The sequence below is a fragment of the Bacillus sp. COPE52 genome, assembly GCF_003355115.1.
GTDB lineage: Bacteria > Bacillota > Bacilli > Bacillales > Bacillaceae_G > Bacillus_A > Bacillus_A toyonensis.
The window spans coordinates 268929-288909 of record NZ_CP031292.1 but is presented as its reverse complement, the minus strand read 5'-3'; the positions used below and the strand labels follow the sequence as shown (position 1 = coordinate 288909).

The 19981-nt window shown below is 35.0% G+C and carries 14 protein-coding genes and 1 riboswitch; of the genes, 12 read left to right on the top strand and 2 right to left on the bottom strand.

Annotated elements, in window-relative coordinates; genetic code table 11:
* The first annotated feature begins 92 nt into the window (after window positions 1–92).
* The 6 genes from arcA to DPQ31_RS01570 all read left to right on the top strand — a co-directional run bounded on the left by arcA (window position 93) and on the right by DPQ31_RS01570 (window position 6600).
* Window positions 93–1325, top strand: a complete 1233-nt coding sequence (arcA, locus tag DPQ31_RS01595; RefSeq protein WP_000682324.1) for an arginine deiminase — start codon at window positions 93–95, stop codon at window positions 1323–1325.
* 30 nt (window positions 1326–1355) lie between these two features.
* A complete protein-coding gene (gene argF / locus DPQ31_RS01590) occupies window positions 1356–2354 on the top strand; it encodes an ornithine carbamoyltransferase (RefSeq protein WP_000930304.1) in 999 nt (332 codons plus the stop codon).
* 99 nt (window positions 2355–2453) lie between these two features.
* Window positions 2454–3869 carry an arginine-ornithine antiporter gene (gene arcD, locus DPQ31_RS01585; RefSeq protein ID WP_000503404.1) on the top strand — a complete coding sequence of 472 codons (1416 nt, stop codon included), beginning with the start codon at window positions 2454–2456 and terminating at the stop codon, window positions 3867–3869.
* Window positions 3870–3906: 37 nt separating this feature from the next.
* Window positions 3907–4869 (top strand): carbamate kinase, encoded by a 963-nt coding sequence (gene arcC, locus DPQ31_RS01580; protein WP_208731480.1) that lies wholly within the window; start codon window positions 3907–3909, stop codon window positions 4867–4869.
* A 200-nt stretch (window positions 4870–5069) separates the two neighbouring features.
* A complete protein-coding gene (locus DPQ31_RS01575) occupies window positions 5070–5759 on the top strand; it encodes a Crp/Fnr family transcriptional regulator (RefSeq protein ID WP_001081910.1) in 690 nt (229 codons plus the stop codon).
* A 157-nt stretch (window positions 5760–5916) separates the two neighbouring features.
* Window positions 5917–6600 (top strand): ABC transporter permease, encoded by a 684-nt coding sequence (locus DPQ31_RS01570; protein WP_199632185.1) that lies wholly within the window; start codon window positions 5917–5919, stop codon window positions 6598–6600.
* A gap of 122 nt (window positions 6601–6722) precedes the next feature.
* Here the strand turns inward: DPQ31_RS01570 and DPQ31_RS01565 are convergent, their stop codons facing one another.
* Complete coding sequence (locus DPQ31_RS01565; RefSeq protein WP_098056294.1) at window positions 6723–8057, bottom strand: FAD-binding oxidoreductase; 1335 nt, start codon at window positions 8055–8057, stop codon at window positions 6723–6725.
* Window positions 8058–8457: 400 nt separating this feature from the next.
* Between DPQ31_RS01565 and DPQ31_RS01560 the strand changes: the two genes are divergently transcribed.
* The 4 genes from DPQ31_RS01560 to DPQ31_RS01545 all read left to right on the top strand — a co-directional run bounded on the left by DPQ31_RS01560 (window position 8458) and on the right by DPQ31_RS01545 (window position 15893).
* The gene (locus DPQ31_RS01560; RefSeq protein WP_097958246.1) at window positions 8458–10122 is read left to right on the top strand and encodes a glycoside hydrolase family 13 protein; all 1665 of its coding nucleotides are present in this window, start codon (window positions 8458–8460) and stop codon (window positions 10120–10122) included.
* A gap of 205 nt (window positions 10123–10327) precedes the next feature.
* Complete coding sequence (locus DPQ31_RS01555) at window positions 10328–11965, top strand: PTS transporter subunit IIBC (protein WP_000705554.1); 1638 nt, start codon at window positions 10328–10330, stop codon at window positions 11963–11965.
* Window positions 11966–11969: 4 nt separating this feature from the next.
* Entirely contained in the window at window positions 11970–12761 is a 792-nt protein-coding gene (locus DPQ31_RS01550; protein WP_208731479.1) for an endonuclease/exonuclease/phosphatase family protein, read from the top strand.
* A gap of 306 nt (window positions 12762–13067) precedes the next feature.
* Window positions 13068–15893, top strand: coding sequence for a YhgE/Pip domain-containing protein (locus DPQ31_RS01545; protein ID WP_208731478.1), 2826 nt, complete (start codon window positions 13068–13070; stop codon window positions 15891–15893).
* A gap of 39 nt (window positions 15894–15932) precedes the next feature.
* Here the strand turns inward: DPQ31_RS01545 and topB are convergent, their stop codons facing one another.
* Window positions 15933–18122 (bottom strand): DNA topoisomerase III, encoded by a 2190-nt coding sequence (gene topB, locus DPQ31_RS01540; RefSeq protein WP_098711084.1) that lies wholly within the window; start codon window positions 18120–18122, stop codon window positions 15933–15935.
* A gap of 190 nt (window positions 18123–18312) precedes the next feature.
* Window positions 18313–18422: riboswitch (TPP riboswitch) on the top strand.
* 72 nt (window positions 18423–18494) lie between these two features.
* Here topB and thiM point away from each other — a divergent pair.
* Together thiM and thiE are read left to right on the top strand one after the other, a co-directional pair.
* The gene (gene thiM / locus DPQ31_RS01535) at window positions 18495–19313 is read left to right on the top strand and encodes a hydroxyethylthiazole kinase (RefSeq protein WP_098711085.1); all 819 of its coding nucleotides are present in this window, start codon (window positions 18495–18497) and stop codon (window positions 19311–19313) included.
* Window positions 19314–19318: 5 nt separating this feature from the next.
* Window positions 19319–19978, top strand: coding sequence for a thiamine phosphate synthase (thiE, locus tag DPQ31_RS01530; RefSeq protein WP_098139536.1), 660 nt, complete (start codon window positions 19319–19321; stop codon window positions 19976–19978).
* Window positions 19979–19981 lie beyond the last annotated feature (3 nt).

Sequence of the window (19981 nt, the reverse complement as noted above, 5' to 3'; positions counted from 1 at the left end):
TGATAATGTGGATACTTTCACAAAGATGAAGGCGCGTAGCATTTATTATGTACTTGTAAGACATCAAACATATTTAAAAGGAGGTACAACAAATGAAGCATCCGATACATGTTACTTCAGAGATTGGGGAATTACAAACAGTTTTATTAAAACGACCTGGTAAAGAAGTGGAAAACTTAACGCCAGATTATTTGCAACAATTATTATTTGACGATATTCCATACTTACCAATTATTCAAAAAGAGCATGATTATTTTGCACAAACATTACGCAATCGGGGTGTTGAAGTTCTTTATTTAGAAAAACTAGCTGCTGAGGCATTAGTAGATAAAAAACTTCGAGAAGAATTTGTTGATCGTATTTTAGAAGAAGGACAGGCTGACGTAAATGTTGCACATCAAACTTTAAAAGAATATTTACTTTCCTTTTCAAATGAAGAATTAATTCAAAAAATTATGGGTGGTGTACGGAAAAACGAGATTGAAACAAGTAAGAAGACACATTTATATGAATTAATGGAAGATCATTATCCGTTTTACTTAGACCCAATGCCTAATTTATATTTTACTCGTGATCCAGCAGCTAGCGTGGGCGATGGATTAACGATAAATAAGATGAGAGAACCGGCGCGTAGACGTGAATCATTATTCATGGAGTACATCATTAAATATCATCCAAGATTTGCAAATCACAATGTGCCAATTTGGCTAGATCGTGATTATAAGTTTCCAATTGAAGGTGGCGATGAGCTAATTTTAAATGAAGAAACAATTGCAATTGGAGTATCTGCCCGTACGTCAGCTAAAGCAATTGAACGTTTAGCTAAAAATCTTTTTAGTCGACAAAATAAAATTAAGAAAGTGTTAGCAATAGAAATTCCAAAATGCCGAGCATTTATGCATTTAGATACAGTGTTTACAATGGTTGATTATGACAAGTTTACAATTCACCCAGCCATTCAAGGGCCAAAAGGAAATATGAATATTTATATTTTAGAAAAAGGTCCAGATGTGGAAACTCTTAAAATTACACATCGCACTTCTTTAATGGAAGCATTAAAAGAGGTATTAGGTTTAAGTGAATTAGTTCTTATTCCTTGTGGAGGAGGAGATGCAATTGCTTCCGCTCGCGAACAATGGAATGATGGTTCTAATACATTAGCAATTGCGCCAGGTGTAGTTGTTACATATGATCGCAACTATGTATCCAATACGTTATTACGGGAACACGGTATAGAAGTCATTGAGGTGCTAAGTTCGGAATTATCTCGTGGGCGTGGGGGTCCACGTTGCATGAGTATGCCAATTGTTCGTAAAGATATTTAGTATAAATAACGGAGAAAGTAGGGATGAAGTATGTTAATGACTAGACCAAATTTAAAAGGAAGAAGTTTTCTAGCTGAAAAAGATTTTACACAAGAAGAATTATTATATTTTCTAGATTTAGCAGCAGAATTAAAAGAGAAAAAGAAAAACGGTGTCCCACATCATTATTTAGAAGGTAAAAATGTAGCGCTATTATTTGAAAAAACCTCTACTCGCACGCGATGTGCATTTACAGTAGCATGTACAGATTTAGGTGCGAACCCTGAATATTTAGGGAAAGGTGATATTCAGCTTGGAAAAAAAGAATCCGTAGAGGATACAGCAAAAGTGTTAGGACGTATGTTTGACGGAATTGAGTTTCGTGGATTTAATCATGAAACTGTAGAATCTTTAGCACAAAATTCTGGTGTACCGGTTTGGAATGGATTAACAGATATGTGGCATCCAACACAAACACTTGCAGATTTATTAACAATTAGAGAACATGTAGGGAAATTAAAAAATGTGAAGCTTGTTTACGTTGGAGATGGACGAAATAATGTTGCTAATAGCTTACTAGTTGGTGGAGCAATTGTTGGAATGGATGTACGTATTTGTACACCGGAATCTTTATGGCCAGAACAAGAAGTAATTGATTTAGCAAAAAAATATAATGAACAGGTAATGATAACAAGTAATGTGGAAGAAGCTGTTGCGAATGCAGATGTAATTTATACAGATGTATGGGTGTCTATGGGAGAAGAAGAAAAATTTGCTGAACGTGTCGAGTTATTGAAACCTTATCAAGTAAATATGAAAATGATTAAAGAAACAGGGAATGAAAACGTGATTTTCTTGCATTGTTTACCCGCATTCCATGATGTTGAAACGATGTATGGTGAGGAAGTTTATGAGAAATATGGACTGAGAGAAATGGAGGTAACTGACGAAGTATTCCGCAGTAAACATTCAAAAGTATTTGATCAGGCTGAAAATAGAATGCATACAATTAAAGCGGTTATGGCAGCTACTTTAGGAAACATGGAGTAAAGAAGAAAGGGAGTCTTCCTTTCTTCTTTCTCCTCCTTTAGACACTATCATTCACTATTGCTTTCGTATTGTTATTGCAATTAAAGAGAGGTGAGTGGAATGGGTGAAGATAAGAAATTAGGGTTGTTTACATTAACGGCGCTTGTAGTGGGGTCTATGATTGGCGGTGGAGCATTTAATTTAGCAAGTGATATGGCAAAAGGTGCTGGTGCTGGAGCCATTATTATTGGTTGGGTTATAACAGGAATTGGGATGATTGCGCTTGGATTATCTTTTCAAAATCTAACTGTAAAACGGCCAGATTTAGATGGTGGTATTTTTAGTTATGCAAAAGCAGGATTTGGGAATTTTATGGGATTTAATAGTGCGTGGGGATATTGGCTATCTGCCTGGCTTGGTAATGTAGCTTACGGCACATTATTGTTTTCTTCATTAGGGTATTTCTTCCCAATCTTTGAGGGCGGTCAAAATGTAGCATCCATTATTGGTGCAAGCGTATTATTATGGTGTGTTCACATGTTAATTTTACGTGGAGTTCAATCAGCAGCACTTGTGAATTTAGTAACTACAATCGCAAAATTAGTACCTGTATTTGTATTTATTGTTATAGGAATCTTCGCGTTTCATATTGATACGTTCCTAGATGGATTTTGGGGACAAACTGGTTCTTTTTCATGGGGAGCAGTTGGCAGCCAAGTTAAAAGTACAATGCTTGTAACTTTATGGGTGTTCATTGGGGTAGAAGGGGCTGTTGTTTTATCAAGTCGAGCAAAAAATAGAAGTGATGTAGGGAAAGCAACGGTTATTGGCTTAATTGGTACACTCATCATTTACATTTTAATTACATTACTGTCTCTTGGACTTATGCAGCAAGCAGATATTGCTAATTTAAAAAATCCGTCTATGGCTTATTTATTTGAAAGTGTTGTTGGAAAATGGGGTGCTATCTTTATTAATTTAGGTTTAGTTATCTCTGTATTAGGTGCTTGGTTAGGTTGGACTTTACTCGCATCTGAAATTCCGTATTTGGCGGCTAAAGACGGAGTATTTCCAAAATGGTTTGCAAAAGAAAATAAAAATAAAGCTCCAATAAATTCATTATGGATAACAAATGGCTTAATTCAAATGTTCTTATTAACATTCGTCGTTTCCGATCAGGCGTATAACTTTGCATTCTCATTAGCATCTTCAGCTATTTTAATCCCATATGCTTTTTCAGCATTTTATCAACTGAAGCATAGCTTAAAGTCTGAAGAAGCGGATCGAAATAAAAATATAATAATTGGTTTGATAGCAAGTATGTACGGTGTGTGGTTAGTTTATGCAGCTGGTTTAGAGTATTTATTATTAACAATGACTTTATATGCGCCAGGTATTTTTATTTTTTACAATGTTCAAAGGCAAAAGAGTTCGAAGCAAATATTTACTCGAGTGGAATTAGCATCATCGGTAGCAATTGGTGCTTTAGCATTCTTTGCGATTTATGGATTAATTACAGGCAATATTACTTTATAAAGCGTTGTGAAATCGAAATCAACTGGAGGGCTGAAATATGGCACGAAGAAAAATTGTAGTTGCACTAGGGGGAAATGCGATACAGTCTGGAAAAGCTACTGCGGGAGCACAGCAAGAAGCGTTAGAAAAAACAGCGGAACAACTTGTGAAAATAATGGAAAATGATGTAGATATAGTAATTGCGCATGGAAATGGTCCACAAGTGGGAAATATTTTATTACAGCAAAAAGCTGCAGAAACGGAAAAGACACCTGCAATGCCATTAGATACTTGTGGTGCAATGAGCCAAGGGATGATTGGATATTGGATGGAAAATGCGATTGAAAAGGCATTGAAAAAAAGGAATATAAAAAAAGACGTAGCAACGGTTATAACACGCGTTGTCGTGGATGAAAAAGATGAGGCATTTAAAAATCCAACTAAACCAATTGGTCCTTTTTATACAGAAGAAGAGGCCAGAAGATTAATGGAAAAAACAAAAGCAGTGTTTAAAGAAGATGCTGGCAGAGGGTGGAGACGTGTTGTTCCATCACCGAAGCCTGTAAGTATTCATGAACATAAAGTAATTAATTCTTTAGTTGAGGATGGAAATATAGTGATAGCTGTTGGTGGTGGTGGAATTCCAGTAATTGATTCTGAAGAAGGGTTAAAAGGAACTGAAGCGGTTATCGATAAAGATTTCGCTGCGCAGAAATTAGCTGAATTAGTAGATGCCGATACGCTCGTAATTTTAACTGCAGTTGATCATGTGTATGTAAATTATAATCAACTGAATCAAAAGAAATTAGAGCATGTCACAGTGAATCAATTAGAAGAATACATGGAAGAACAACAATTTGCTGCGGGAAGTATGCTTCCAAAAATTGAAGCTGCTATTAATTTTGTTAATACAAATCCAAAAAGAAAAACAATTATTACGTCTTTAGAAAAAGTATATGAAGCACTAGAAGAAAAAGCTGGTACTATTATTTCTAAACAGAATGTATGCATGTATGTTTAAATAATTATGTACGCTATTTATTAGTAAAAAAGAATGGAGTTAGTAACTTCATTCTTTTTATGTATTAATATTTTTTGTACTCATTGTTCATAAAGTTTTCATGATGAAATCTGAATATATAAGTTAGTTATGATAAAATTAAATTTGAATACGCTTTCTTGATTTTTCGCTCCAACATACAGCAAGAGAGAGGGAATCTTATGAATAGACGGAACGTAGTTAAAGATTTAAAGCAATTTGAATTATTTGCTCATTTAACAGAAAAGAAATTGAAAGGTTTGACGGAGTTTGTCTATTGGCGAACTTATAAAAAGGGTCAATTTTTATTTTTAGAAGGGGATTCAAGAGAAAGAATTTACTTCATGTTAGATGGTTTTGTAAAGTTAGAGCGGGTAAATCAAAGTGGAAATTTATTATATGATGACTATGTAAAGCGGTATTCTATTTTTCCTTATGGTGGTATGTTTACAGACAGAGGATATAACTATACGGCAGAAGCGATGACAGATGTAGAGGTATATTATATTCCGACAGTAATTTTTGAAGATATGGTGAAATCTAGTAGGACGCAATTAATGTACGTTGTTCAGCAATTATCATCAATATTAAAACTAAACGAAAATCGAGTGCAAAACATTACAATTCCTAATGCACAAGATCGAGTCATTCAAACATTAAATTATTTAATGCAAGATTTAGGAGAACAGAGTGGCGAAACGATTGTAATTTCCTGCCCACTTACAACAATTGAAATATCGAAAATATCTGGTACGTCTCGAGAGACGGTTAGCGGCGTATTAAAACAATTAAAAAACGATAGTATTGTTACGATTCTGGATAAGAAAATTACAATACATAATCCAACATATTTTGAGGAAGTCTCTATGTGAAAATTGCATATGGATTTTCTAATTCATACTATATATTAATAAAGTTCTTTATATATTTATAAGGAGCTTTTTTACGTTATCCTCTATAAAAAGATTGTATAGCATGGTAATAATAGCTAAAATCGATAATAAAAAAGTAAGGGGAAGGAGAGAAAGAATGGTCCGAATTGAGTATGATCGATTAGTAGCTATTTGTTACAGTATAGGGGTTTTGTTATTATTAAAAATTCCAAACGATAATGAATTAATTGGGGAAAAACTATTCAATTTCTTTAATGTTCCGGTATATACATATACTTATATGGATTATAAAGTCTCAAATATAGTAATCGTTTCTTTCATACTACATGTAATCGCATTTATATTATTTGTAAAATGGTTAGTAAAAAAGAAATCTAGTACATTTAGAACAATGAATAAGATAAAAGTAGTAGGCATTAGTATTTTGATTTTAATGATGCCGTTTATGCTAAATAACATCCTCCAGACATTGAATAAAACATGGTACTACGCAGGAAAAACAGGGGTAGAGGCGATAGAATATAAAAAAGAAGATAGTCAATGTAGAATGGAGAAGAATGAAGGGGATATTGAACAAAAGTGCATTGTTACTTTAAAAAATTATCGTAATCATTCACAAGCATTAAAAATTGTTTTATATGATAATGCAACAGAGACTTCCAAAAGTTATCCAGTACCGAAACCAGTCTATTTACAAAAACATGAGACAAAGCAATTGGAATTTCAAATTCCTGTTGCTTATAATAGCGGTATTGAAAAAGATAAAGTACCAAATATTAAATTACATTCATTGCATAAAAATGATGAGAAATACAATTAATCCGTAATTGAAAGTTTATGAGTAGGAGCAATAATTTGAAAAGATATAGAAAATTAACTTGAATCATCCAACATGCTGCGAGGTAACGGCATATTGGATGATTTTTTATTTTATCCCCTTTTTTACGTATGAAAAGGTGGGATACTTTGTTGAAAACGAAAAACATTGCAAGGATCATATATGGTTTTCACTTTACGTAATCTGTGAAAGTTAGAGCCATAGTAACTAGTTTGCCAATTTTTAATGTCGATATCGGGCCAATTGACATAATCACCTAGTGTATAAGGATCTAAGCTTTCTCTTAAATCTTTAACCCAGCGTATATTTCGATTTTCTTCATCATCGCATTTCCAAGAGGTAATGTATTCTTGCGCAATAATTGCTTTGCGATGGAAATAAGCTGTTTCAGTAGGCGAAATATTTTCCACAGCACCTACGAGCGATTGGTGCCAAATACTCGCATCTTTATTTGGTGCATGAGAAAGAAAATATTGCATAATCTGAATGCCTTTAAGAGGGATAGGTTTATATACGTAGGAACCGGAGCGCTTGAAGTTTTCAGGGATGTTACCACTGTTAAAAAATTCAACAGCCTTTATATAAGGAACTTCATCTATAAAGAGAGAGGGGGTACCGGTTTCAAGAAGTGGTGATAATAAGGAATGGAGTTCAGAGGGAGAGCCAACAAACTCACCTTGTGCTTCAATTTTATTTTGTTGCTTTGCGAATAATTCAATTGATGAAGTGAGACGTTCATCTATATAAGGCGCCCAGTTTTGCCAAGCTTGAAATGCAGCGATAAAATCTTCCCATTCCCATGTGATGGAGAAGATTGATACATTTTTTATAGGATGTACTCGAAAAGTTAAAGAAGTAACAATTCCGAAGTTTCCACCACCACCGCCGCGGCAAGCCCAAAACAAGTTAGGGTTTTCTTGTTCGTTTGCACGAATGATTTTTGCGCCCAATTTACCGCATGCTTGTACCATTTCAACTTCTACTAATTGATCACATGTTAATCCAAATAAGCGTGAAAGCATACCGATACCACCACCAAGTGTTAATCCAACAATTCCAACACTTGCACTTGTACCAGCCGGTATTGTAACACCATAATTCCAAAGTTCTTTATAAACCGTACCAAGATTTGCACCAGCTTCAATTGTTGCTGTTAATTTATTTGTATTAACAGTAATGCGATGCATTTCACTCACATCAATAATAAGTCCTCTATTTAAAAGAGAAAAATTTTCATAGCTATGACGTCCGCTTCTTAAGCGAAATGGTATATGACGTTCACGTGCCCATTTTAAGGCATTACACACATCATTTTTATTTTGGCAAAAAACAATAATACAAGGGAGTTTTGGAATACTTAAATTTAAATTCATTCGGGCTACGTCATAGTCAGGATCTGAGGGAACAACGATACGACCTGTTAATTTTGTTTGTTTCAATTTATCACTCCTTTCTAAAATAAGCAGTGCTTTTTATTAATATATGAAAAGCGTATGTAACGTGCGTGGACAAGAGCAGGTAAGAATGAGATTTACCTTTGTGAGAAATAAATAAAGTGAAGGCTAATAATCAGTGGGAGTTTTGTTCCTCCCCCACTGATTATTAGCCTTCACCAATCGGACTTTAACGGGCAGCCCGATCCCCACCGAACTTCTTTGCTTTCGCTGAATTTTGAGGTGGGGTTCTTACTGCTCGGCCAATAGCGGGATAAAGCATAAGAATAAGGAATCTACATAGAGTTCAATGAAAACAGTTGCAAACTATTCATATTTTGTTATGATAGTGTTACGAAAACGTTTGCATAAAATTTCCGATGGGATGCAAAAGGAGAGAATGACTATGAATAAGACATGGTGGAAAGAAGCAGTTGCTTATCAAATTTATCCACGAAGCTTTATGGATTCAAATGGTGATGGTATTGGAGATTTACAAGGTATTATTGCAAAGCTGGATTATTTAAAAGATTTAGGTATAGATGTAATTTGGATTTGTCCAATGTATAAGTCTCCCAATGATGATAATGGTTATGATATTAGTGATTATCAAGATATTATGGATGAGTTTGGTACAATGGCGGATTTTGATGCTTTATTAGATGAAGTTCATAAGCGTGACATGAAGCTTATTATTGATTTAGTTATTAATCATACGAGTGATGAACATCCATGGTTTATTGAATCTCGTTCATCTAAAGACAATCCGAAGCGTGATTGGTACATTTGGCATGATGGTAAAGATGGTGCGGAACCAAACAACTGGGAAAGTATTTTTAATGGTTCGGCATGGGAATATGATGAAGTAACAGAACAATATTATTTACATTTATTCTCACGTAAACAACCAGATTTAAACTGGGAGAATAAAGAAGTTCGTGAAGTGTTATACGATACAGTTAATTGGTGGCTTGATAAGGGAATTGATGGTTTCCGTGTTGATGCAATTAGCCATATTAAAAAAGAAGATGGCTTCAACGATATGCCAAATCCAAAAGAATTAAAGTATGTACCATCTTTTGATAAACATATGAATGTGGATGGTATTCAACCTTTATTAGAAGAGTTAAAAGAAAATACATTTTCTAAGTACGATATTATGACTGTTGGTGAAGCGAATGGCGTTAAGATTGAAGATGCTGAGCTTTGGGTTGGAGAAGAGCAAGGTAAATTCAATATGGTATTCCAGTTTGAACATTTAAGCTTATGGGATGCAGAAAAGAAGAAAGACCTTGATGTTGTAGGATTGAAAAAGGTATTAACGAAATGGCAAAAAGGATTAGAGAATAAAGGATGGAATGCTTTATATATCGAGAATCACGATAAGCCACGTATCGTTTCAACGTGGGGAGATGATAAACAATATTGGCGTGAAAGTGCAACAGCTCTAGGAGCGATGTATTTCTTTATGCACGGTACACCGTTTATTTATCAAGGACAAGAAATTGGTATGACAAATGTTCAGTTACCAAATATTGAAGATTACGATGATGTAGCAATTAAAAATTTATATCGAGAGAAAATTGCAGAAGGCGTATCACATCAAGATATGATGGAAATTATATGGGCTTCTTGCCGTGATAATTCACGTACACCTATGCAATGGAACGATGAGATGAATGCTGGTTTCACAACAAGTGCACCTTGGTTTGGCATGAATCCAAATTACAAAGAAATTAATGTTGAAAAGCAAAAAAATGACGAAAAGTCTATTTTCAATTTCTATAAGACAATGATTGCCTTGAAAAAAGAGCACGATGTATTGAATTATGGTACGTACGATTTACTTTTAGAGGACGATTCACAAATTTATGCATATACACGTACGTTACAGGATGAAAAAGTCATTGTAATTAGTAATATCTCAAAAGAGGAAGCTGTGTATAATGAGCCTTTATTCGCACTAGAACGCAAACGTTTGCTTTTAAATAACTATGAAGTTGCGGAACATGAACAATTAACTACAATCACGTTAAAACCTTATGAAACAAGGGTTTATCGCATTTCATAATACAAAAGGATGCTCCTTGAGCATCTTTTTTTATGAAAAAAAATAAATTTCTATTGCAATGTGAAAACGCTTTTATTAAAATAGATTTATGAAAACGGTTGCGTAACGAAAAAGATAAAGCAATATGAGGAATCGTTTTCATAAGAGAAACAGAAATTATAATTTAAATCATTATGTTGTTATAAATAAAGGGGAGGAAGAACAGATGAAAATTACGTCTTTTGATTTTTGGCAAAAGTTCGGGAAAGCATTATTAGTTGTTGTAGCTGTAATGCCAGCAGCTGGTTTAATGATTTCCATCGGTAAGCTAATTGGAATGTCTGCTGGGGATATTAACGCAGTTCATACTATTGCTCGTGTAATGGAAGACATCGGTTGGGCAATTATTACAAATTTACACATTTTATTTGCAGTAGCAATTGGGGGATCTTGGGCGAAGGATCGCGCAGGTGGTGCATTTGCAGCACTATTAGCATTCGTCTTAACAAATCGAATTACAGGAGCAATATTTGGCGTAAACGCTCAAATGTTAGCGGATTCAAAAGCGACAGTTTCTTCAGTATTAGCAGGAGATTTAGTTGTAAAAGATTACTTTACTTCTGTACTTGGTGCACCAGCATTAAACATGGGAGTTTTCGTAGGGATTATCACAGGTTTCTTAGGAGCTACTTTATATAACAAATACTATAACTATAATAAACTGCCACAGGCATTAGCATTCTTTAATGGAAAACGATTCGTACCATTCGTTGTAATTGTTTGGTCTACAGTCACTGCGATTGTATTATCACTTTTATGGCCATTTATCCAAAGTGGATTAAATGAATTTGGTCGCTGGATTGCAGCATCTAAAGATAGTGCGCCAGTTGTTGCGCCATTTGTATATGGAACGTTAGAACGTTTATTATTACCATTCGGATTACATCATATGTTAACGATTCCGATGAATTACACAGAGCTAGGCGGAACATATACGATGTTAACTGGCTCAAAAGTTGGACAAATTGTAGCAGGACAAGATCCATTATGGCTTGCATGGATTACAGACTTAAATAATTTATTAGCAAGTGGAGATACGAAAGCATATAACGATTTATTAAATAACGTTGTACCAGCTCGTTTCAAAGCTGGACAAGTTATCGGCTCAACAGCAGCGTTAATGGGGATTGCTTTTGCGATGTTCCGTAATGTTGATAAAGAAAAACGTGCAAAATATAAACCAATGTTCTTATCAGCAGCATTAGCAGTATTTTTAACAGGTGTAACAGAACCAATTGAATTCATGTTCATGTTTATTGCACCAGTACTATATGTTGTATATGCTATTACAACAGGACTTGCATTTGCATTAGCAGATTTAATCAACTTACGTGTTCACGCATTTGGATTTATTGAGTTAATTACTCGTACACCGATGATGGTTAATGCAGGACTAACAAGAGATTTAATCAATTTCGTTATCGTTTCATTAGTATTCTTCGGTCTTAACTTTACATTATTCAATTTCTTAATTAAAAAGTTCAATTTACCAACACCAGGACGTGCAGGTAACTATATTGATAATGAAGATGAGTCATCAGAAGGAACAGGAAATGTACAAGATGGTTCATTAGCAACAAAAGTTATTGATTTATTAGGTGGAAAAGAAAATATTGCTGACGTAGATGCTTGTATGACGCGTTTACGTGTAACAGTAAAAGATTTAGATGTTGTTGCACCAGAAGCGCAGTGGAAACAAAATGGTGCTTTAGGACTAATCGTAAAAGATAAAGGTGTACAAGCAGTATATGGTCCGAAAGCTGACGTATTAAAGTCAGACATTCAAGATATGTTAGGTGCGTAATAATATGAAATTGCTAACTTTAAACTGTCACTCTTGGCAAGAAGAGAATCAAATGGAAAAGATAAAATATCTTGCTAAAGTCATTCAAGAAGAAGAATACGATGTCATCGCATTGCAAGAAGTCAGTCAGTCGATACAAGCTGAAAATGTATGCGGTAACAAGAAAAAAGATAATTTTGGACTTTTACTATTAGAAGAGTTAAAAGCGTTACATGTAAAAGATTACAATATTACTTGGGATTTCTCTCATATTGGTTATGATGTGTATGAAGAAGGATTAGCGATTCTAACGAAACATAATGTTATAAAAGAAGATATGTTTTTTGTATCAGAAAATAAGGATACAACGTATTGGAAAACACGCAAAATTGTAAGTGCAACAATTGCTTATAATGGTAAGAACATCACGTTTTACTCTTGCCACCTCGGTTGGTGGAATGACGAAGAAGAATCATTTAAAGATCAAGTGGATTGTTTGATGGAGCGTGTAGATAGCAATGAACTTTCCTTCTTAATGGGTGATTTTAATAATAACGCCCGTTTGCAAGGGGAGGGTTATGAATATATGATACAAAAAGGTTTGTATGACACATATGAACTAGCAATAGAGAAGGATGAAGGAACAACTGTCCAAGGTGAGATTGCTGGTTGGGATGAAAATAAACATAATTTGCGAATCGATCTAATATTGTGTAACCGAAGTGAAAAAGTTCGTTCTTCAAAAATTATTTTTAATGGTACAAATCGAAATGTAATTTCAGATCATTTCGGTGTAGAGGTTCAATTAGATATATAATAGAAGAAATCCTCACAGATGATGAAAAGCTGTGAGGATTTTTTTTAGGAATACAAGTATTTCCAAGAGAAAATACTTGTATTTTTTATGACATTTCCTATATATTTGTTATTATTGAATGTAAAACTAATTTGGTCATTTTGTATGCATACTTTTTTTACTTCGTTATATAATGAAGTAAGTGAAATATTTAATGGAAAAAATAGTGTATTTTCGTTTAATCCACGATGTAGAAAGTGATATAATTGCAAAATGTATGTATCATTTTCTAAAGAAGGAAAAATATATAATTAGGTGATAACTTCTATGAAACAAATTTGGCGTATTTATAAGACAGATTTACGGAATGTAGCTAAACATTGGGCTGCAATTGTTATTGTTTTAGGGTTAATGATTTTACCATCGTTATATGCATGGTTTAACATTAAAGCTTCTTGGGATCCATATGGAAATACAAAAGAGGTTCCCATTGCAGTTTCTAACCAAGATGCAGGCTCTAATTTAAGAGGGAAAGATATCAATATCGGGAAAGAGATTGTAGATTCTCTTAAGAAAAACAAAAACCTTGGTTGGAAATTTGTAGATGAAAAACAGGCAATTTACGGAGTTGAGCGTGGGGATTATTATGCGAGCATTACGATTCCGAAAGACTTCTCTGAAAAAATTGCAACTGTTCTGGATGAAAATCCAAAGAAACCAGAACTGGATTACTATGTAAATGAAAAAGTAAATGCGATTGCACCGAAAATTACAGCAAAAGGTGCATCAGGTATTACAGAAGAAATTAGTAAAAACTTTGTTAAAACAGCAAACGGTGAGATTTTTAAAATTTTCAATGACCTTGGAATCGATTTAGAAACAAACTTACCAAGCATCGAGAAAGTAAAAGATCTTGTATTTAAGTTAGAAGCGCAGTTCCCAGAAATGAATACACTTATGGATAAGGCGTTAGATGATGCGACTCGAGCAGAAGATCTTGTGAAAGTGACGCAGAAAGAGTTGCCAGTTGTAGAAAGTGTTATTAATGATGGGCAAGAAGCGTTAGGGAACTTAGATAAGTTCTTTGCAAACAATGATCAAACATTGCAAAATGCACCTGGGACGATACGAAATCATTTAACAGCGGCTAAAAATGTAATGGATAAAGCTAATGCTTTTACGGATTTTTTAATGCACCCGGGAATAGACTTTTCTGGTATGAAAGGATTGCCGGAGTTTCCAGCGCGTCCGGATCTTTCAAAGTTAAACGATGAAGGTTATAAAAATATTGCAAGAAATATTAATCAAACAGTGAATAACGTTTTAAACTCGGCACGTGCAGGAACAACATACGGTAAAAGTGTTGTAAACGGATTGCAAAATGGTCAATTTGATCCAGAAAAGGCAAAACAAGATCTTAATGCGGTTTCTGAAAATCTTCAAGGTCGTACAGATAGTATCACATATCTTATTAATGTATTTACTGAACTACAAAAATCGGCGACGACTGATTTTGGTCAAAGCTTTTTCAAAGATCGTGTGGATCGCTTAACTAAGCTTAAAAGCGGTATGGAAAATGCAAACAACGGTATTAAAGATATTGTAAATGTTATTGGCACAGGTCAAGAAGTAAAGAAAGATGTAACAGATGTAGCGAATCAAAAATTAGATGCAGCAAATGGATTAATTGATCAAGCAGAAAAAGATTATAATGAAACGTTTGTAGCAGATTATAAAAAAGCAGTTAGCACAGTTGATCAAGCTAAAGCTGATGCAAATGAAGCGTATGATAGTGTGAAAAATGAATATGATAAGTTCAAAAATGGTGTTGAAGATGCTAAAGCAAACATATCAAATAAAGGTGTTACTGATTTAGAGTGGGCAAAAGTATCTTTAAACGATTTAAATGGTCAATTACAAGCTACTAATAATCTAATTGGTGATGCGATTCCGGTGTTAGAAAGCACAAATAAGGTATTAGCAGATGTAAATAGCGGAAAAGACCTTAATGGCGGAATTGCAAAATTGAACAAAATACAAAATTCTGTTCAAAAAGGTATAGATGCAACGAATAAGGCAACTACGCTAATTAACAATGGACAGAAGCCTACAAAAGAGGTTGTAGAAAGTATTAATGAAGCAACTCAAAATGCTTCAGCTCAATTAGGAGATTTCTTAGCAACATATGATTCAGAAATCGTTCCAAACTTTAACACAGCAATTGAACGTACGAAACGTATGTCTAAAAACACATCTCAAATTTTAAAAGAAGCAGACAAAAAGCTTCCAGACGTTAAAAAGTTACTAGAAGATTCATCAAAAGGTTTAGTTGACGGTAAAAAGAAATTAACAGACATTAAAGCTGAAATGCCGGAGACTGAGAAAAAGATTAAAGAATTAGCAGATAAAATTCGTGATTTTGAATCTGAAGAAGATTTAAAAGACATCATACGCTTATTGAAAAATGATGTTGAAAAGCAAAGTGATTACTTTGCGAATCCAGTAAATTTAAAAGAGAATAAATTATTTGCGATGCCGAACTACGGTTCAGCGATGTCACCATTCTATACAGTGCTTGCATTATGGGTAGGCGCATTATTAATGGTTTCATTATTAACGGTAGAAGTACATGAAGAGGGCGCAAATTATAAGAGCCATGAAGTTTACTTCGGACGTTTATTAACATTCTTAACGATAGGTCTTTCACAAGCGTTTATCGTATCGATGGGAGATATATTCTTACTCGGTACGTACGTAGTCGATAAGTTCTGGTTTGTATTATTTAGTTTATTTATTGGTGGGGTCTTCGTTTGTATCGTATACTCACTCGTTTCTATTTTCGGAAACGTTGGGAAATCGATGGCGATCATTTTACTTGTACTGCAAGTAGCAGGATCGGGCGGAACATTCCCAATTCAAATGACACCGGCGTTCTTCCAAGCACTTTATCCGTTCTTACCATTCACATACGCAATTAGTGCAATTCGTGAAACAGTGGGTGGAATGCTTTGGGATATCGTAACAAGAGATTTACTTGTACTAAGTGTTTTCGTAGTAGTTATGATTGTTGCTGCATTATTACTGAAAACGCCAATTAATAAATCAAGCGAAAAATTCGTTGAGAATGCAAAAGGAAGTAAAATTATTCACTAAAAAAAGGTTCCTACCGATAGAGGTAGGAACCTTTTTTGTTTAATCAAATTTTAATTTCTTTAATGCTTCTGCGAACGGGTTATTTAACGGTTCTTCTTCTTTGTTCTGTTGTTTCAAATATTTTTGAACGTCACGCTTATCAGCTTTGTTTCCAGATTCTTTTTTACGTCGCTCCTGGAATGTCGATAATTTTTCGCGATAGCCACATTTACATGCAAAGATTTGACCTTCACCTTCACCACGTAGTTCTAGTTTCTTCTTACATTGTGGACAACGAGCGTTTGTTGTGCGAGATACATTTTTACGATGACCACATTCACGGTCTTGGCATACGAGCATTTTTCCTTTTTTGCCGTTTACTTCTAGCATCGGTTTACCACAGTCTGGACAAGACTTTGTTGAAATGTTGTCATGTTTATATTTTTTATCGCTCGATTTAATTTCAGAAACAATTTCTTTCGTATAGTTCTTCATTTCAGAAATGAAGACTTCTTTTTTCAGTTTACCTTTTGCGATAGCCTCAAGTTTTTGTTCCCATTCACCAGTTAGTGTAGGAGATTTTAACTCTTCTGGTACTAAATCAAGTAACTGACGGCCTTTTGATGTAATGTGAATATCTTTACCACGCTTTTCAAGTAAAAATGAATTGAAGAGTTTGTCGATAATATCTGCACGTGTCGCTACAGTGCCTAATCCACCAGTCGATTTTAACGTATCAGCAAGTTGTTTATTTTGCGTATCCATATATTTTGTAGGATTCTCCATTGCTGAAAGTAAAGTCGCTTCATTAAATCGTGCAGGTGGCTTTGTTTGACCTGATGTTTGCATAATTAACTTTACAGCTAATGTATCACCTTTTTCAATGTGAGGTAGAAGCTGCTCTTTTACGTCATCAGTTACATCATCGTCTTCAAAGCGATTTTCGTATACTTCTTTCCAACCAGCGTGTAAAACCGTTTTTCCGCGTGCAATGAACGTTTCATTACCAACTTTTGTGCGTAACGTTAGTTGCTCGTATTCGAATGCTGGGAATAAAACAGCTAAGAAACGTTTCACAACTAAATCATAAATTTTACGCTCTTTATCTGTAAAGGATGAGAAGTTAACGTATCCTTCTGTTGGAATAATTGCGTGATGATCGCTTACTTTACTATCATCAACAAATGATTTATTAGGCTTAATTGGCTTTTGTAGTACTTTATGTGCTAACGGACGATATTCCCCGACACCGCACGCTTTTAGACGTTCTGGAAGTGTTCCAACGATATCAGATGAAATGTAGCGTGAATCTGTACGAGGATACGTTAACACTTTATGTTGTTCATATAATTTCTGCATAATGTTTAATGTTTCTTTAGCAGAGTAACCAAACTTTTTATTTGCATCACGTTGTAATTCAGTTAAATCGTAAAGGCCAGGAGAGAATGACTTCTTCTGTTTTTTATCAATTTCCACAACAGTGGCATTTTGTTTATCTAGATTTTTTACAATACCATCAATTTTTTCTTTAATAAAACCACGGCTATTACCGTTTGCATCTTGCCAAGTTAGTTTTAACTTATCAGTTGTTAGGGCTTCGATACCATAGTAAGTTTGAGCCTTAAAGTTCTTTATTTCATCTTCACGACTAGCGATCATAGCGACAGTAGGCGTTTGTACACGACCGCAATTTAGTTGAGCGTTAAAGCGAGTTGTTAAAGCCCGAGTCGCGTTAAGGCCGATATACCAGTCAGCTTCTGAACGTGCAACTGCTGAAGCGTATAAATTGTCATATGCCTTACCTGGTTTTAAATTTGCAAAACCATCTTTAATTGCTTTATCGGTTACAGAAGAAATCCATAAACGTTTAATTGGTTTATTGAGCTTAACTTTATCGATAATCCAGCGTGCGACTAATTCGCCTTCACGACCTGCGTCTGTAGCGACAATAATTTCATTTACATCTTTTCTAAGTAGCTGGCTTTTCACAGCATTAAACTGTTTACCAGTTTGTTTAATAACCGTTAATTTCAAACGCTCCGGTAGCATCGGTAAGTCTTCTAAATTCCACTTTTTATATTTCACATCATAGCTTTCTGGATCTGCTAATGTAACGAGATGACCTAAAGCCCAAGTTACAATATATTTACTACCTTCAAGATATCCGTTTCCTTTTTTATCACACTTTAGTACACGAGCAATATCTCGCGCAACGGAAGGTTTTTCAGCGATTACAACGCTTTTTGACATATTAAAAACATCCTTTCAAATTTCCATAAGTTAAATATAGCATACATTTTCTTGAGATTCAGTTTCGCTCGAGGTTTGAGCTGTTTTAGTGGAATGAACAAAACCCCCACTGATTAAAGTTTCACTTTATACGGAAAAGTAAAGAACTTGTTATTTTACTAGAATAAGAGTAGACTTTGAAGTAGATGAATAAGAAACACATGGGAGTTTGTGGATGCAAACTGAGAGTATGACTAATCCGTCATTGACCATTTGAACCTGTTGGATAATGCCAGCGTAGGGAGAGTGTAAAAGCACATGTTCAGGCACTTTGCATACGCGCAAAGTGCCTTTTTGTGTATCTCCCATCATTATAGTTAGGAGATGAAAAGGATGAATATGAAAGAAATTAGTAAAGTAGTGGATTTAGTGAGGGAATCTAATCCGCTCGTTCATAATATTACAAATGTTGTTGTAACAAACTTTACAGCGAACGGTTTGTTAGCACTAGGGGCATCGCCTGTAATGGCGTATGCAAAAGAAGAAGTAGCAGAAATGGCTAGCATTGCGGGAGCGTTAGTATTAAATATGGGAACACTTCGTCCCGAGGAAGTAGAAGCGATGTTACTTGCTGGTAAGTCGGCTAATACGAATGATGTACCAGTATTGTTTGATCCTGTTGGCGCAGGAGCAACATCGTATCGAACAGAAGTTGCGAGACATATTCCAGCTGAAATAGATCTAGCGATAATTCGTGGGAATGCAGCTGAAGTAGCTAACGTTATTAATGAGAGATGGGAAATTAAAGGGGTAGACGCTGGTACTGGAAATGGCAATGTTGTAAATATTGCAAAACAGGCAGCAGAGGAATTGAATACAGTTGCGGTCATTACTGGAAAAGAAGATGTCGTTACAGATGGAGAGCGAACGATTCTTATTCGAAACGGTCACTCTATTTTAACAAAGGTTACTGGAACGGGTTGTTTACTAACTTCTGTAATAGGAGCATTTGTTGCGGTAGAAAAAGATTATGTAAAGGCAGCAGTAGCAGCAGTAACATTTTATGGTGTAGCTGCGGAACTAGCAGCTGCTAAGACGGTAGAAAAAGGGCCTGGTAGTTTCCAAATTGAATTTTTAAATCAATTAGCGAATACAACTTCAGGTGATATTGAGAAGTATGGGAAGATTGAGGAGTTAGAGCAAGGGGGATGAAACACATGATGCGCATTGAAACCAAGAAAATGTCTAACCTATTACAAGTGTATTTTATTATGGGAAGCAATAATTGCACGAAGGATCCGTTAGCTATATTGAAAGAAGCGTTAGACGGTGGAGTGACACTTTTTCAATTTCGTGAAAAGGGAGAAGGGACTTTAACTGGAGAGGATAGAGTGCGTTTTGCAAAGAAATTGCAGGCGCTTTGCAAGGAATATGGTGTTCCTTTCATTGTAAATGATGATGTAGAATTGGCCGTTGAATTAGATGCAGATGGTGTTCATGTAGGACAAGATGATGAAGGGATTACATCTGTTCGTGAAAAGATGGGAGATAAAATTATCGGTGTATCTACACATACAATTGAAGAAGCAAAATGGGCGATTGAAAACGGAGCTGATTATTTAGGAGTTGGCCCTATTTTCCCAACGAGTACGAAAAAAGATACGAAAGCTGTTCAAGGAACGAAAGGTTTAGCTCATTTTAGAGAACAAGGAATTACAGTCCCGATTGTTGGTATCGGTGGGATTACAATTGAAAATACTGCTGCCGTTATAGAAGCGGGTGCTGATGGTGTTTCAGTTATTTCTGCAATTAGTCTAGCGGATTCTGCGTATGAAAGTACGAAGCGATTAGCTGGGGAAGTAAATAAGTGTTTGTAGATA

Bases quoted from the DNA above. Each gene is read 5' to 3' on its own strand.
- DPQ31_RS01555 (WP_000705554.1), top strand. From the start codon at position 10,328: ATGAAAATTACGTCTTTTGATTTTTGGCAAAAGTTCGGGAAAGCATTA.
- DPQ31_RS01560 (WP_097958246.1), top strand. From the start codon at position 8,458: ATGAATAAGACATGGTGGAAAGAAGCAGTTGCTTATCAAATTTATCCA.
- DPQ31_RS01570 (WP_199632185.1), top strand. From the start codon at position 5,917: ATGGTCCGAATTGAGTATGATCGATTAGTAGCTATTTGTTACAGTATA.
- DPQ31_RS01545 (WP_208731478.1), top strand. From the start codon at position 13,068: ATGAAACAAATTTGGCGTATTTATAAGACAGATTTACGGAATGTAGCT.
- thiM (WP_098711085.1), top strand. From the start codon at position 18,495: ATGAATATGAAAGAAATTAGTAAAGTAGTGGATTTAGTGAGGGAATCT.
- arcC (WP_208731480.1), top strand. From the start codon at position 3,907: ATGGCACGAAGAAAAATTGTAGTTGCACTAGGGGGAAATGCGATACAG.
- argF (WP_000930304.1), top strand. From the start codon at position 1,356: ATGTTAATGACTAGACCAAATTTAAAAGGAAGAAGTTTTCTAGCTGAA.
- DPQ31_RS01550 (WP_208731479.1), top strand. From the start codon at position 11,970: ATGAAATTGCTAACTTTAAACTGTCACTCTTGGCAAGAAGAGAATCAA.
- arcD (WP_000503404.1), top strand. From the start codon at position 2,454: ATGGGTGAAGATAAGAAATTAGGGTTGTTTACATTAACGGCGCTTGTA.
- DPQ31_RS01575 (WP_001081910.1), top strand. From the start codon at position 5,070: ATGAATAGACGGAACGTAGTTAAAGATTTAAAGCAATTTGAATTATTT.
- arcA (WP_000682324.1), top strand. From the start codon at position 93: ATGAAGCATCCGATACATGTTACTTCAGAGATTGGGGAATTACAAACA.
- topB (WP_098711084.1), bottom strand. From the start codon at position 18,122: ATGTCAAAAAGCGTTGTAATCGCTGAAAAACCTTCCGTTGCGCGAGAT.
- thiE (WP_098139536.1), top strand. From the start codon at position 19,319: ATGATGCGCATTGAAACCAAGAAAATGTCTAACCTATTACAAGTGTAT.